Annotated in this window: 15 protein-coding genes; 1 reads left to right on the top strand and 14 read right to left on the bottom strand. The window is 42.3% G+C overall.

What is annotated here, in order from left to right; all coding sequences use genetic code 11:
• Window positions 1–3 precede the first annotated feature (3 nt).
• The 12 genes from smc to SB660_RS01860 all read right to left on the bottom strand — a co-directional run bounded on the left by smc (window position 4) and on the right by SB660_RS01860 (window position 14,121).
• Entirely contained in the window at window positions 4–3,564 is a 3,561-nt protein-coding gene (gene smc, locus SB660_RS01915; protein ID WP_410581094.1) for a chromosome segregation protein SMC, read from the bottom strand.
• Between the two features lie 105 nt (window positions 3,565–3,669).
• Window positions 3,670–4,413, bottom strand: a complete 744-nt coding sequence (gene rnc / locus SB660_RS01910; protein WP_058014007.1) for a ribonuclease III — start codon at window positions 4,411–4,413, stop codon at window positions 3,670–3,672.
• A 184-nt stretch (window positions 4,414–4,597) separates the two neighbouring features.
• Window positions 4,598–4,831, bottom strand: coding sequence for an acyl carrier protein (gene acpP / locus SB660_RS01905; RefSeq protein WP_003212028.1), 234 nt, complete (start codon window positions 4,829–4,831; stop codon window positions 4,598–4,600).
• Window positions 4,832–4,912: 81 nt separating this feature from the next.
• Entirely contained in the window at window positions 4,913–5,656 is a 744-nt protein-coding gene (gene fabG / locus SB660_RS01900) for a 3-oxoacyl-[acyl-carrier-protein] reductase (protein ID WP_058014008.1), read from the bottom strand.
• Window positions 5,656–6,600 (bottom strand): ACP S-malonyltransferase, encoded by a 945-nt coding sequence (fabD, locus tag SB660_RS01895; protein WP_169056504.1) that lies wholly within the window; start codon window positions 6,598–6,600, stop codon window positions 5,656–5,658. Before fabD ends, fabG begins: the two co-directional genes overlap by 1 nt.
• Before the next feature lie 15 nt (window positions 6,601–6,615).
• A complete protein-coding gene (gene plsX / locus SB660_RS01890; RefSeq protein WP_058014010.1) occupies window positions 6,616–7,614 on the bottom strand; it encodes a phosphate acyltransferase PlsX in 999 nt (332 codons plus the stop codon).
• A gap of 15 nt (window positions 7,615–7,629) precedes the next feature.
• Complete coding sequence (fapR, locus tag SB660_RS01885) at window positions 7,630–8,196, bottom strand: transcription factor FapR (RefSeq protein WP_003210820.1); 567 nt, start codon at window positions 8,194–8,196, stop codon at window positions 7,630–7,632.
• A gap of 112 nt (window positions 8,197–8,308) precedes the next feature.
• On the bottom strand, window positions 8,309–10,357 hold the full coding sequence (gene recG, locus SB660_RS01880; RefSeq protein WP_410581090.1) for an ATP-dependent DNA helicase RecG: 2,049 nt from the start codon (window positions 10,355–10,357) through the stop codon (window positions 8,309–8,311).
• Window positions 10,335–11,237: an L-serine ammonia-lyase, iron-sulfur-dependent, subunit alpha gene (gene sdaAA, locus SB660_RS01875; protein ID WP_012009925.1), complete on the bottom strand. Its 903-nt coding sequence runs from the start codon at window positions 11,235–11,237 to the stop codon at window positions 10,335–10,337. Before sdaAA ends, recG begins: the two co-directional genes overlap by 23 nt.
• 20 nt (window positions 11,238–11,257) lie before the next feature.
• Window positions 11,258–11,920 carry an L-serine ammonia-lyase, iron-sulfur-dependent subunit beta gene (gene sdaAB, locus SB660_RS01870; RefSeq protein WP_410581088.1) on the bottom strand — a complete coding sequence of 221 codons (663 nt, stop codon included), beginning with the start codon at window positions 11,918–11,920 and terminating at the stop codon, window positions 11,258–11,260.
• 149 nt (window positions 11,921–12,069) lie between these two features.
• Window positions 12,070–13,743: a DAK2 domain-containing protein gene (locus tag SB660_RS01865; protein WP_410581087.1), complete on the bottom strand. Its 1,674-nt coding sequence runs from the start codon at window positions 13,741–13,743 to the stop codon at window positions 12,070–12,072.
• Between the two features lie 15 nt (window positions 13,744–13,758).
• On the bottom strand, window positions 13,759–14,121 hold the full coding sequence (locus tag SB660_RS01860) for an Asp23/Gls24 family envelope stress response protein (RefSeq protein WP_003211680.1): 363 nt from the start codon (window positions 14,119–14,121) through the stop codon (window positions 13,759–13,761).
• A 271-nt stretch (window positions 14,122–14,392) separates the two neighbouring features.
• Here SB660_RS01860 and rpmB point away from each other — a divergent pair, with 271 nt between their 5' ends.
• Window positions 14,393–14,581 carry a 50S ribosomal protein L28 gene (rpmB, locus tag SB660_RS01855; protein ID WP_003212514.1) on the top strand — a complete coding sequence of 63 codons (189 nt, stop codon included), beginning with the start codon at window positions 14,393–14,395 and terminating at the stop codon, window positions 14,579–14,581.
• 69 nt (window positions 14,582–14,650) lie between these two features.
• Here the strand turns inward: rpmB and spoVM are convergent, their stop codons facing one another.
• Both spoVM and SB660_RS01845 read right to left on the bottom strand, forming a co-directional pair.
• Window positions 14,651–14,731 carry a stage V sporulation protein SpoVM gene (gene spoVM, locus SB660_RS01850; protein ID WP_008354550.1) on the bottom strand — a complete coding sequence of 27 codons (81 nt, stop codon included), beginning with the start codon at window positions 14,729–14,731 and terminating at the stop codon, window positions 14,651–14,653.
• 71 nt (window positions 14,732–14,802) lie between these two features.
• Entirely contained in the window at window positions 14,803–15,447 is a 645-nt protein-coding gene (locus SB660_RS01845; protein WP_180309023.1) for a thiamine diphosphokinase, read from the bottom strand.
• Window positions 15,448–15,453 lie beyond the last annotated feature (6 nt).

Here is a 15,453-nt window from a genome sequence, read left to right as displayed (position 1 = left end):
TAATTACTGGACAAGCTCTTTCGTTTCTTCTAGTTTGACGGATACAAGTTTAGAAACTCCTGACTCCTGCATCGTAACACCGTAAAGCACATCTGCTTCTTCCATTGTTCCTTTGCGGTGCGTAATGACAATGAACTGCGTTTCCTCGCTGTATTTTTTTAAATATTGCGCAAAGCGGAAAACATTGGCTTCATCAAGCGCCGCTTCTACCTCATCTAACACGCAGAATGGAACAGGTCTGACTTTTAAAATAGAGAATAGTAAGGCGATCGCTGTCAATGCTCTCTCTCCGCCTGAAAGCAGGCTTAAGTTTTGCAGCTTTTTCCCTGGCGGCTGCGCGACAATTTCAACGCCAGAGTTTAGTAAATCGTTTGGATCTGTTAACTTCAGGTCTGCTCTTCCGCCGCCAAATAACGCTTGGAAAACTGATTCAAAATGCCCGCGAATTTGCGAGAATGTTTCAGAGAAGCGCTTTGTCATCTCTTGATCCATTTCTTCAATCACTTGGAATAATGTATTTTTCGCTTCTGTCAGATCATTTCGCTGTTCTGTTAAGAAAAGGTAGCGTTCATTTACTCGTTCATACTCATCAATGCTGCCTAAGTTGACTGTTCCTAGCTCTTCAATGGCTAATTTGATCAGCTTCACTCGTTTTCTTGCTTCATCTGGCGATAACGTCAGATGATACATCTCTTTTGCCCCTTCAAATGAAAGAGCATACTCTTCGTTCAAATAAGCGATGAGGTTGTCGAGCTCAACCTCCATACGGCCAAGCTTAATTTCTTCATCTTTTAAACTTGTGGTGAGCTGTTTGTAAAGGCGTTTTTGTTCTTTCAGTTCACGTTCAGCATATTCTAACGTTTCAGAAAGAGCAAGACGCTGTTTACGCCGCTCTGAAATGAGTGCGGTTGTCTTGTTTTTGTTTTCCAGCTTCTCTTTCGCCGCTTCTTCCAACTGTTCTGCTCCGCTTGAGCTAGACGTCATTTCACTTGTTAAAAGTGACAGATCTTCTTTGGTTTCCGTCAGCGTTTGTTCAGCCTCTTCTAATTCGGCTATTAAGCTCGAAAGCTTTTCTTGTTCGTTCGCTAAGGACTGCTCTTTTTTGGCAAGTGAGATTTTCAGCTCAGTTAATTCGGCAGAAATGGTTTCTTTCGTTGAGCTTTGGGTCTGCTTACGCTTTGTTAATGTATTGATCTCTTGATCAAGAGTGGTCAATTTCTCCCCTATAGAAACTTCAAGAGCTGCCTGCTCTTTGTCCTTAACTGTCAGTTCAGTAGAACGCAGCTGCAATTCTTCTTTTTCTTGGTCATAGAGTTCAAGGTGAGCATTAATATTTTTTTCTGCTACTTGCAGTTCGTACAGCTTCCCTTTGAGCTCTTGCTGCTGTTCTCGAAGCGTTTCTCCCCGCTGACGCAGTTCGTTTAATTGGCTTTCGTTTGCTGCAATCAATTGCTTCGTTTCTTTTGTTTCCTTTTCAAGGATCGTTGTTTTTTCTTCCATTTCAACGAGCTGCTTTGTTAATGTTTCAATCTCACGGTTTCTTGAAAGAAGGGAGTTGTTCTTTTTCTTCACACCACCACCGGTCATTGAACCGCCGGGGTTCACAACATCTCCATCAAGGGTCACGATGCGATAACGATGACCAAGCATTTTTGCCAGTTCATTGGCACCTTTTAAGTCTCTAACGATCAGAACCGTTCCAAGCAAGTTCTGTATGACCTTTTGATACTTTTCATCAAAGGAAACAAGTTGACTCGCTACACCGATAAATGCAGCATGCTGCTCAGCTGTTTGGACGTCTCTATGCTGAATGGTTCTTTCTTTGATCACATTCATTGGCAGGAAGGTTGCTCTTCCAAAGGAGTGCTGCTTTAAGTATGCAATTGCTTGTCGCGCTGCGGATTCATTTTCTGTAACGACGTGCTGCGTTGCTGCACCTAACGCGATTTCAATCGCTGTCTCATGCTGCTGATCTGTTTGAATCAGCTCTGCAATGGCACCGTGAATACCGCCTAACCGTTCTTTTGCCTTTAAGACCTCTTTTACTCCTTGGAAAAAGCCTGAGAAGTCTTCCTGCATGGATTCTAGCATTTCTTTTTTTGATTTTGCCTGCTGCACATATTGATAGGCTTGGTAAAGAGCCGTTTCTTTTTTCTCGTATAGACGTTTCATTTGCTCAAGCTTTTGCTCTGCTTCCCTAAACCGCTTGACTTGAGCCAAAATGTCTTCTTCTAGGGCTGAAAGCTGCTGCTCAGCCTCTGTTTTCTTCTCTTTGACAGACACACGCTCTTCAATGTGTTTTTGGTTGTTTTGCGTGAGCCGATCCAGCTGCATGACCGCTTGGCGCTGCTGTTCTTCTAATAATTTGCGTTCATTGCGGATGGAAGCCTGTTCATTGAGCAGATCAAAATAATCACTTTTTAGCTGTTCAATTTGACCTTCCACATCTTCACTATGAAGCGACAGTTGATGCTGCTTTGTTTTCACTTCATCTTTTAGCTGCTGCACTTCTTTTTGAAGGCTGTCCCGCGTGATTTTCTGCTGCTGAATCTTTTCGGTTAGCTGCGCCTGCTTTTCAGTTAAGCGAATGAGTGTTTCTTCTAGCTGTCCCTGGTTTGCGGCTGCATTTTTCTTCCGTTCTTTTAATACTTCTTTTTTTCCTTCAAGCTTTTCTAATTCCTCACTTGTGAAAAGAAGAACTTCTTGCAGATCATTAATTGATTCGTCAAGTGCTTGAATGCGGTCTCTTGACTCTTCAATTTTAGCTTCTTTTGCTTGAATATCTGTGGATTGCTTCATTTCATCTTGTTTGAAGCGCTCGACAGCTTCACCAAGTGTTGTCCATTTTTCATGAAGTGCTTCGATGTCATGGACAGTTAAGGCGATTTCGACATTTTCAAGCTCTTCTTTTTTTTGCAAATAGTCCTTTGCAATAGACGCCTGCATTCTTAAAGGTTCTACTTGATCTTCTAGTTCATGCAGAATATCTTCTACTCGGTTTAAGTTGTCCTGCGTTTCAAACAGTTTATTCTCGGCTTTTTTCTTTCTTGTTTTATATTTCAAAACACCAGCCGCTTCTTCAAAGATGCTTCTTCTCTCTTCTGCCTTACTAGATAAAATTTCTTCTACCTTCCCTTGGCTGATGATTGAAAAAGCTTCCTTCCCAAGACCTGAATCCATGAAAAGATCAATAATATCCTTTAAGCGGACAGATTGATTGTTTATGAGAAATTCACTTTCTCCTGAACGATAGACTCTTCTTGTCACACTGACTTCGTGAAAATCGATCGGTAAAAAGTGATCTTCGTTATCTAATGTTAAAGTCACTTCTGCTAAATTGACTCTTTTTCTTGAGTCGCTTCCCGCAAAAATGATGTCTTCCATTTTTCCTCCGCGGAGGCTTTTCGCTGATTGTTCTCCAAGTACCCAGCGGATGGCATCGGTTATATTACTTTTGCCGCTTCCGTTTGGTCCAACAACAGCAGTGACTCCTTTGACAAAGTCCACGGTCACTCGCTGTGCAAACGATTTGAATCCTATCACGTCTAAACGTTTGAGGAACATGAGAGTGATCCTCCTTATATATTTAAAGTACTATCATCTTACCATATGAAGTGAAAAAAGATGATGGAAAACAGAGTGAAATCCCCCTGAATGACGAGGGGGATTTTATTGGTTCATATGATGTTTCTGCAATTTAGCAAGTGCTTCCTGTGCAGCGTGCTGTTCTGCTTCTTTTTTACTGCGGCCATTTCCAATTCCAAGCACATCTCCGCGAAGGGAGACATTTGCTTCAAATTCCCGGTTGTGTGCTGGTCCTTTTTCATGCAAGATGCGGTATTCCAGTACACCTTTTCCATCGCGCTGAACGAATTCTTGCAGCTGGCTTTTAAAGTCCATGACATGCGAGAACGCTCCATCATTAATTTTCGGATAAACATAGGCTTCTAAGAATCGTTCTACCGGCTCAAGCCCTTGATCCAAATAGAGTGCTCCGATAAACGCCTCGAATACGTCCGCTAAGAGCGCTGGGCGTTTTCTGCCGCCTGTCATTTCTTCGCCTTTTCCTAAAAGAACAAGGTCTCCGAAGGACAGCTCATGTGCCAGAGACACAAGTGACGGTTCACATACGATTGCTGCTCTTAGTTTCGTTAAATCGCCTTCGCTCATCGCAGGATATTTCGCAAATAAGAATTGAGAGATGGTCAATTCTAAAACAGCATCTCCTAGAAATTCAAGTCTTTCATTATCCTCGTATGGCTTTTTCCGGTGTTCATTCACATAAGAGGAATGCGTAAATGCTTGATATAGAAGTTTTTCATTTTGAAAATGTACAGAAATGCGCTGCTGGAATTCTCTAAATTGCTCTAGTTTTTTGCTCTGTTTCTGTTTGTCTTTATATTGTTTTGGCATAGCAACCTCCAGGTAGGCTTAATCGCCTTTAAGGATACTGATTATATGGAGTCTCTCTTTCTACATGCAAGGAAACATTGCTCCTTAGCATCTGAAAAAGGCTGACAATTGATCAGCTGAATATGTTGAAACTAACATAAATTTTGAAAGTCCCGTCATGAAAATAGACGGGACTTTGTTACGCTTATTGCTGGCTATTTATGTAGTTCACAGCGTCACCGACTGTTGCAATTTTTTCAGCATCTTCGTCAGAAATTTCCATATCGAACTCATCTTCAAGTTCCATAACTAGCTCAACTACATCAAGGGAATCAGCGCCTAAATCTTCTTTAAATGAAGCTTCCATTTTCACGTCAGCCTCATCAACGCCAAGGCGGTCTACAATAATTTTTGATACACGCTCTAATACGTCTGCCATTGCCTTTCACCTCCCCTCAAAGTATTATAGTTGATTCGTTTTTAAAAAACTAGAGAAAACCTAATGAAATTTTGATATTTCTTAAGACATGACCATTCCGCCATCTACTTGGATGGTTTGGCCTGTAATATAACCTGCTCCTTCTGAAGCTAAAAAGACAACAACGTTGCTAATATCTTCAGGTGCACCAAAGCGTGCAAGCGGGATCTGCTTGAGCATTTCAGTCTGTACATTCTCATCAAGCTTGTCTGTCATATCAGTAGAAATAAAGCCTGGTGCTACTGCATTGACTGTAATATGACGAGTTGCCAGCTCTTTTGCTGTTGTTTTCGTTAACCCGATGACACCAGCTTTTGCTGCAACATAGTTTGCTTGTCCAGGGTTTCCACATACGCCAACTACTGAAGCCAAGTTGATGATTCTTCCGCTGCGCTGTTTCATCATTTGACGTGTCACGGCTTTTGTACAGTTAAAGACACCTTTTAAGTTTATGTTAATGACGTCATCCCATTCATTTTCTTTCATTCTCATAAGCAGGTTGTCCTTTGTGATCCCTGCATTATTGACAAGGATGTCAATTGAACCAAATGTGTCAATCGCTTGCTTCATGAGCGCTTGTACTTCTTCAGCATTTGAAACATCAGCTTTAACGGCAAATGCCTGCTGGCCAAGTGCTTTGATTTCGTCTACGACTTCATTTGCTTTTGCTTCGTTTCCAGAATAGTTGACGACAACATTTGCACCATTCTTTGCCAAATCGATCGCGATAGAACGGCCAATCCCGCGTGATGCACCTGTTACAACGGCTGTTTTATTTGTAAGCATCAAGAATCCTCCTTCAATGTTTCAATGGCTGCTTCAATTGTTTCCTGATCTGAAACTGAAATGGTTGTCAGGCGGCGGTTAACCTTTTTCACAAGACCTGAAAGCACTTTGCCCGGGCCAATTTCAATAAAAGTTGTCACGCCTAAATCAATCAGACGTTCTACGCTTTCTTCAAATCGTACAGGAGAATACAATTGTTCAATGAGTTTTGTTTCAATAGCATCACGAGATGTAACGATATCTGCTGTGACATTTGAGATCACTGGTGTTTTGGCATCTTTAATGTCTAGCTTTGACAGAACATCTGTGAATTTTTCAGCGGCTGGTTTCATTAAGGCAGAATGGAAAGGTCCACTCACTTCAAGGGCAATCGCACGTTTTGCTCCTTTTTCTTTCGCTTTCTCTGAAGCGAGTTCGACACCTTTTGCTGTACCAGAGATCACGATTTGACCAGGACAGTTTAAGTTAGCGAGTTCTACAAGGTGACCGCTCTCTGTCACTTCTTTTGTCACTTCTAAAAGCGCAGCTTGATCTAAGCCAAGGATCGCTGCCATAGCGCCTTCTCCTGCTGGAACAGCTTCATTCATTAATTCGCCGCGCTTTCTTACAGCATACACAGCATCTTGAAATGAAAGTGCACCTGCTGCAACGAGGGCCGTATATTCGCCAAGGCTATGTCCTGCTGCGTAATCTGCTTTGATTCCACTCTCTTCAAATTTCTTTAAGATGGCGATACTTGTCGTTAAAAGAGCTGGCTGCGCGTTATAAGTGAGCGTCAGTTCTTCCGCATCTCCTTCAAAAATCATTGAAGATAAGTCAAAACCGAGGGTCTTGTCTGCTTCTTCAAATACAGATTTAGATACTGCTTCTTGATCAAATAAATCTTTCCCCATGCCAATTTTTTGAGAGCCTTGACCAGGGAATAAAAATGCAATTTTAGTCATGATGTTTTACCTCCATTAAGACTCGTTCGTGGTTTCTTTTTGGACTTCTTGATGAATGATGGCTGAAACGTCTTTTTCTACGATATCACGTGCCTGACGAATGGCATGAAAAATGGCGTTTTCATCAGAGGAACCGTGCGCTTTAATGACAGGTGCCTTTAAACCAAATAAAGCGGCACCGCCATATTCGGAGTAATCCATTTTAGACTTCATCTGCATCAATTTCGGCTTCATCATGCCAGCCGCTATTTTTGCTGTGAAGCTGGATGTTAAGGTTTCTTTCAGCATTTTAAATACAGAAAGAGCTGTGCCTTCAATCGTTTTGAGAGCGATATTTCCTGTGAAGCCATCTGTGACAACGACATCTGCTACACCTTCTAATAAATCACGAGACTCCACATTTCCTACGAAATTCAAGTCTGATGCTTTTAATAATTCAAAAGTTTTTTTCGTGAGATCGTTTCCTTTTTTATCTTCTGTTCCTACATTTAACAATCCTACACGGGGATTACTCTTTGGAAAAACACGCTCTGCGTAGATTGAACCCATCATGGCATATTGCACAAGGTGTTCTGGTTTGGCATCAACGTTTGCGCCGACATCTAGTAATAAAAACCCGCTGCCATCAAGTGTTGGCAGTGTTGGCGCAAGTGCCGGTCTATCGATGCCATCAATTCTTCCTACGATAAACAGTCCTGCTGTCATGAGTGCGCCAGTGTTTCCTGCTGAAATACAAGCATCAGCTCGTCCTTCGGATACTTCTTGCGCCATTTTCACCATAGATGAATCCTTTTTACGTCTGACTGCACGTACTGGTTCATCTGTCGGTTCAATGACTTCTTTTGCATCTAAAATCGTAATGCGCTCGTTATTTGTTATGTATGGTTTGATTTTATTTTCATCGCCGACAAGTGTAATCTCGATATCTGAAAATGCCGTTAAGCTTTTTTGCACACCGTCAATTATGGCTTTAGGGGCATGGTCTCCCCCCATTGCATCGACTGCAATTCTCATATTACGTGCCACCTTTTACTTTTGTTTTGAGCGATACATGACGAAGTCACCTGAGAAGACAACTTCCTCACCAACATAGCTGTTTACTTCAACTACAGTTCTGCCTTTTTCTTTATCATGCGAAGCTACTTTGGCTTTTGAGACGACTCGTTCGCCTTGTTTAACCTGCCTTGTAAATTTAATATTCGCTTTTGCTGTTAAAGCCAGTTCATCGTCAATGACCGCTACTGCAAGCGAATTTGCCTGGGCGAAAAGATGATGCCCCCTGGCAATTTGGTTTCGGCTGAATACATGCTCTTTTCTCACTTCTAAAATGGAAATGGCTTGGTCATCAAGCTCTACATCAATCATTTCTCCAATTACTTCATCCAGCGGAAGTGATTTCACTTCATCCTCTAATGTCTTTTCGGCCACATGCTTAATTCTTTCGCGTAATTCAGGAATCGACAGTTCCAAACGATCAAGACGAACCGTTTGAATACTTACACCGAATTTACTTGCCAATTCTTCATCAGTAATGAACGGAGTCGAGCTGATCGTTTGCTGGAGAAGCTTTTGACGTTCTTTTTTATTTAGTTTCATATGCAGACACCATCCGTACATTTATGACTAGGTACTAATAGTAGTATATAATCTCATAGATGATAAATCAATCCTTGTTTCAAAAAGACAAGAAAATTCCTCCAGCGCTTGATCAGCTTAATTTATCTCCGCCCAGCACCCCGCTGTCTATAAGTGTTTGCCGAAGTTCTTTGTATTCGGGATCTGTCCAAAATGCATCTGATTGCACAAGTTCTGCCGCATCTTTTCTAGCAGTTTCCAGTGCTCTGTAGTCATGAACCATATCTGCTACTTTAAATTCAGGCATTCCGCTTTGTTTTTTACCGAAGAAATCGCCAGGTCCTCTTAGCTCTAAGTCCTTTTCAGACAGCTCAAAGCCGTCGGTTGTTTCGGACATAATCCTCATTCGCTCTTTCCCGGTTTCTGATTTTGGATCCGCCATTAAAATACAAAATGATTGATGCTCTCCGCGTCCAACCCGGCCTCTGAGCTGATGAAGCTGAGACAGTCCGAAGCGGTCTGCATCGTAAATGACCATGATGGTCGCATTCGGCACGTTGACGCCAACTTCAACGACTGTGGTTGAAACGAGAATTTGTACTTCATTTGCTGTAAAGTCTCTCATCACTTGATCTTTTTCATCACTCGCCAGTTTCCCGTGCATTAAGCCGATCGCCCACTTACCGCGGTATGCCTCTGTCAGCATGCTATGGACATCAATCGCATTTTGCACATCCAGCTTGTCTGATTCTTCTATGAGTGGACAAATAATATATGCCTGTCTTCCTTTTTTCAGCTCTTTATCCACAAATGCAAGAATTCTCTCAAGCATGTCATGCTTGACCCAATACGTTTCGATCTGTTTCCTGCCGGCTGGTAATTCATCAATGACGGAAACGTCCATTTCTCCAAAAACAGTGATCGCAAGTGTACGCGGAATAGGTGTGGCAGTCATGAACAAGACATCTGGGTCCTGCCCTTTACTTCTTAATTTTTTCCGTTGTTCTACGCCAAACCGGTGCTGCTCATCTGTAATCACAAGACCGAGCTGCTGAAATTCGACTTCGTCTTGGATGAGTGCATGCGTTCCAACTAATATATCGATCTCGCCCTCTTTTAGACGTTCCAGCAATTCTCTGCGGCGCTTTCCTTTTACAGAGCTTGTTAGTAGGGCGATATTTAGTCCCCATTTTTCAAACAGCTGATAAAGGGAATCTGCATGCTGCTCTGCCAAAATCTCTGTTGGGACCATTAATGCACCTTGATAGCCGGATAAATGAGCGGCATATAGTGCAATAGCTGCAACAGCAGTTTTCCCTGAACCTACATCCCCTTGAAGCAGACGGTTCATCCGGTACGGGGAAGCCATATCAGACATAATTTCATCAAGCACTCTTGATTGTGCCTTTGTCAGTGGAAATGGCAGGCTGTGAACAAACTCAAAAACAGCCTCTTTGGAAAACAGATGCTGGATGCCCGATGTTTTTTCTCGTTCTTTCTTTCTAATGGCCTGCATCTTTAGCTGGAAAATAAGAAATTCTTCGTACACAAAGCGTCGTCTTGCTTGCTTTAGTGATTCTCTTGTTTCTGGCAGGTGAATGGTTTTTAATGCTTCCTGATAGGACATAAGTTTATAGGTAGAGACAAGCTGCTTTGGCAGTGGATCTTCAGCTTTATCTACATAAAGTGACAAGGCTTGTTTGACAAAACGCCTCATCATCTTCACGGTTACATTTTCTTTTACTGAATAAACAGGCTCTATACTGCCATCTTGCTCGTGCGTCCCTTTTTTAAATTCCTGCACCATGATGGATTGACGGTTTTTATCCCATTTGCCAGTGACGGATACCGTATCACCTAACACAAGGCTTCGTTTTAAATAAGGGCGATTGAAGCAAATGGCTGTGATGAGAAAACGCCCGACAAGCAGCCTGAATGTCAGCCTGCTTCGTTTTTTTCCATAATAGGTGAGGACGGGCTCACTGTGCACTTTTCCTTCAACTGTGACACGTTCGTCATGCTTTACTTCTTCTAAATTACGAAGCTCATAGTCATCATATCGATAAGGAAAGTAGCCAAGTAAATCGGCTACTGTGTGGATTCCAAGTTCATTGAGTGTTTTTTCAGTTTCTTCTCCAATCCCCTTGAGGACTGAGACGTTATCTTGCAGTTTCTGTATCACGAGATGAGGTCACACCTCCGAAAATCTTCTTTTCAAGCTCTCTTGCTGTCGGTGTTGCAGCAAGTCCGCCTTGTGCTGTTTCGCGAAGTGCCGTTGGCATGGTTTGACCAATTTTATACATCGCATCAATGACTTCATCACATGGAATACGGCTTGTGATACCAGCAAGTGCCATATCTGCTGCGATCATCGCATTTGATGCACCCATGGCGTTTCGTTTTACGCACGGTACCTCGACAAGTCCAGCTACTGGGTCACAAACAAGTCCAAGCATATTTTTCAGTGTAATCGCCATTGCTTCAGCAGATTGCTGAGGGGTACCGCCTGCCATTTCGACAATGGCTGCTGCCGCCATTCCTGAGGCTGAACCTACCTCAGCCTGACAGCCGCCTGCTGCACCAGAGATGCTCGCATTATTGGCCACAACAAAACCAAATGCGCCAGAAGTGAATAGGAATCTGACCATTTGTTCCTTTGTTGGCTTTAATGTTTGTTTTACTGCAAATAACGTACCTGGCACAACACCTGCTGAGCCTGCTGTAGGCGTTGCACAGATCGTACCCATTGCGGCATTGACTTCATTTGTTGCCACTGCCTTACTGACAGCATCTAATATCGTATGACCAGACAATGTTTTGCCTGATGCGATATACGCTTGAAGTTTGACCGCATCTCCGCCTGTTAAACCGGATAATGATTTCACACCTTTCAGCCCGTTTTCTACGGCCTGCTCCATCACTTCTAGGTTGCGGTACATTTGGGAGAAAATATCTTCACGTGACTTCCCTGTCACTTCCATTTCTTGCGTAATCATGATTTCTGAAATGGAGGTATTCCGTTCTTCTGTTAGCTGCACGAGTTCTTTGACGTTTTTAAACATCATCCATAACCTCCTTGTTGTTACTCTGCAATTTGTGTGACTTGAATAATGTTTGGCAGCGTTTCAAGCTCTGTTAGGACAGCTGGGTCAATATTTTGATCCACTTCGATGGTCATCAGAGCCTCTTGCCCGACATCTTTACGCGCCACTTCCATATGACCGATGTTGATGGCGAATTTCGCTAACACGTTGGCGACTGCCGCAATCGTACCGTAGCGATCGTTATGAACCACAAGAATGGCAGGATGATTTCCTGAAAGTCTGAGCTCAAAGCCATTCAGTTCAGTGATTTCAATTTTACCACCGCCGATGGAAATCCCGATTAATTCAAGGCTTCCGTTCGCATCTGATATCTCTACTTTTGCTGTATTCGGATGCGCTGGTACCGCATCTTCTTCTTTAAATTCAATGTCGATCCCTTTGCTTTTTGCAATATTGATCGCTGTTTTGATGCGTTCATCAAATGTATCAAAATCAAGAACGCCGCCGATAATGGCGACATCTGTACCATGTCCTTTATACGTATCTTTAAAAGAGCCATAAAATGAAACGACAATTCGTTTCGGTTCTCTTCCAAATAAGCTGCGAGCCACTCTTCCTATTCGAGCCGCACCCGCTGTGTGCGAACTTGATGGACCAATCATGACGGGTCCAATAATATCAAACACACTTCTAAATTTCATAGGTCTTCCCCTCTCATAACCACTCACATATTGGTTTGGTTCTTTCTTTAGACTAATGGATTCAATCATTTCCCGCAACTCATTTCACCGTTGAATCGTTAGTAAAAAATTGCAAAAGAAGAAGAAGGGCTTGATTTGCCCTTCTTTCGTTATTCCACAGCCAAAATATATGAATAAAGCGGCTGTTTTCCATCGTGGACTTCAACTTCTATATCTTCAAATGTTTCTTCAATAAAGGCTTCTAAGTCGTCCATCTCTTCAGATGATGCATCTTCCCCTTTAATGATCGTAACAATCTCATCATCTTCTGTCACCATTTTGGTTAAAAGTTCTTTGGCTGCATCTAATTGATTTTTCGCAGTTAAGGTGATTTTTCCGTTAAAGAGACCCATATAATCTCCTTTGGCAATGTCGATTCCATCGATTTGGGTATCTCTCACCGCAAAAGTAATTTGACCGCTTTTTACGTGGTCAATCGCTTCTAGCATCGCCGCTTCGTTATCTTCGTTTGAAGCTGCTTCATTGAGAGAAAGGAGTGCCGACATCCCTTGTGGAACGGTTTTCGTCGGAATAACAACAACCTCACGACTTGAGACAGTTGCCGCCTGTTTCGCTGCCATGACAATATTAGAATTATTAGGTAAGATAAAGACGGTTTCGGCATGTACGCTTTCAATTGCTGTGACAATGTCTTCTGTGCTCGGGTTCATCGTCTGTCCACCTTCAATGACGACGGAAGCTCCGATACTTTTAAACAAGTCAGCAATTCCTTCTCCCATTGCGACACTGACGACTCCAAAGCGCTGTTTTTCAGCAGTAGGTGCCTTTGGTGCAGTAGTCGCATGTTCTTTTTCTTCGTTCACAATCGAGCTATGCTGCTCTCTCATGTTTTCAATTTTCATGTTGATCAGGCTGCCGTAGCGCTGTGCATAGGATAAGACATCTCCAGGCTGCTCTGCATGTATATGAACTTTCGCCAGCGTTTCATCAGATACCACAAGAAGTGAATCTCCGAATTCGCTTAAGTCTTCTCTGAAGGCATTCTCATCAAAGGACTGTTTGTCTTCTTCAAATTTCACCATAAATTCAGTACAATAACCAAATTCGATATCTTCAGTGTTCATATGGCTTTGTGCACTTTTATGATGCTCTGCACTGACAAGTTCTTTTAACGTTGGTAAAGAGGCCGCTTTCGAAGGAAGCTCCTCTCCTCTTAATGAAGCAAGGAAACCTTCATATACGCAGAGAAGTCCTTTACCTCCACTATCGACAACGCCTACTTCTTTTAAAACAGGAAGTAGATCTGGCGTTCGCTCAAGTGATGCTCTCGCTTCCTCAATCGTTAACTCAAGAACGCGGTCAATGTTATTTTCGGTTGCTGAAACAGCAACCGCTTTCTTTGCTGCATCCTTTGCAACCGTTAAGATGGTCCCTTCAATCGGCTTCATCACGGCTTTATATGCTGTATCGACACCTGCCTGTAAGGCAAGAGCAAATTCTTTTGCATCAATCGTTTCTTTTTGTTCGATCTGTTTACTGAAACCTCTAAATAGCTGTGATAGAATGACGCCTGAGTTCCCTCTTGCGCCCATCAATAGCCCTTTTGACAATGCCACGCCGACCTTCCCAATATGATCGGTATTTGTTTCTTCAACTGCTTTTGCCCCTGAAGTCATTGACAAATTCATATTTGTCCCCGTGTCTCCGTCTGGCACTGGAAAAACATTTAACGCATCCACAATTTGTGCGTTTTGAGAAAGATGGTGAGCACCTGCAAGAATCATTTTTGCAAATGAGCGGCCATCAAGAATTCTAATAGACAATATATTTCCTCCTTACTACGGGTTCGTAACTCTTACTCCTTGTACATAAATGTTGACCGAATCAACAGAAAGTCCAACTGTGTGAGAAATCGTATATTTGACTTTCGTTTGAACATTATGTGCGACTTCTGATATTTTTGTACCGTAGCTGACGATGATGTACATATCAATATGAATGCGGTCTTCTTTTTGACGCACAAGAACACCCCGGCTGAAGTTCTCTTTGCGGAGAATATCCGTCAAGCCGTCCTTGATTTGATTTTTGGACGCCATCCCAACAATACCATAGCAATCGATCGCAGCGCCTCCTGCCACCATTGCAATGACTTCATTTGATATATCAATTTGTCCGTATTTTGTTCTAAGTTCAATGGACATATTGGTTCCCCCTTTTTGAGAAATTGCCCTGAGTTATCACTATTTTACTATAAGACCCTTCTTTTTAAAAGAAATCCTTCAATCCGACCCAATCCTACTTATACTATAGCCTTGATTTTTTATCAAGATGTCAAGGTATTTTTCTTGAAAGAGGAGTAAACAATCCTTGCAAACCCCTTGAAGCTGTGGTAAATTATTAAAGTATCTTGAGGCATCTCTAAGTACGTATATGAAGAATATGATGATGTTTTCGCAGTTAGGAGGGAAACAAATGGCACGTAAATGCGTTATCACAGGCAGAAAAACAAAAGCTGGGAACAATCGTTCTCACGCAATGAACTCTACAAAACGTACATGGGGCGCGAACCTTCAAAAAGTTCGTATTCTAGTGGACGGTAAGCCTAAAAGAGTATATGTATCAGCTCGAGCTTTGAAATCTGGTAAAGTTGAGCGTGTATAAGCAAGAGTAAACGCCTGCTACAATAAATTGTAGCAGGCGTTTTTATGTGGAAATAAAGGAGATTACTCATTAATCTTTCTTAAATGAACCAAGCATCGCACGGACAATGCCGCCAAGAAATCTAGGCAGTTTGATTGTATAAAATTTCATTTTGTCCCCCTCCTAAAAGTACCGCTTGCAGCACAATTGAGCTTAATCAGCCATCCACATTGATAGGTTGGTCAATCTTTGCTTCTTACCATTATTAATATGCCTTCACGAAAAGAAAAAGTACCATTTGAGTGGATGAGTTCGTTACTAATACATAGTGTGGAACCAGGCTCAATATGACAATTTTTCAGAGGATATTTGAAACCTTTTAATGTCAGCTTTTCAACCGGTGTTCCAAAGGGCAGAAACGACACATATTGTTTATCCTGATCTTCTTTTATTTCGTATGTACCAGGTTCAAACATTTGAATGATATTTTGTTTGTCTACAAGGGTGATATTCTGCTTGTGCTGAATCCCTTTGTAAAGAAGATGGATATTTCCTAGAAAATGATCCGCCCTTCCTCCTGTAATACCGTAGATGTAAATATGTGCTGGGTGCTGACTGAGTGCCCAGTTCAGTGCAAGCTCTAAATCGGTTTCATCCTTTTCAGCTTGAAAGACATTCAGGGCAGGCAATTTTTCTTTCAGCTCCCGAAGCTCTTCTTCTGTCACACTGTCAAAATCACCAAAGGCTTTGGCAGGGATAATGCCGTGCTCTAGTAAGAAGAGGGTTCCACGGTCTACGCCAATCCAGAGAACATCCTCTTGTGATGCTTCACGTTCAAGTGGCGGGATGTATTCAAAAGGACCGCCGGCTACGATATGTATGTGCATGATATA

This window comes from Bacillus sp. SIMBA_005, from assembly GCF_046535585.1.
GTDB lineage: Bacteria > Bacillota > Bacilli > Bacillales > Bacillaceae > Bacillus > Bacillus pumilus.
Note: the sequence above shows the minus strand (reverse complement) of the source record. Positions and strands in the feature narration are given on the sequence as shown.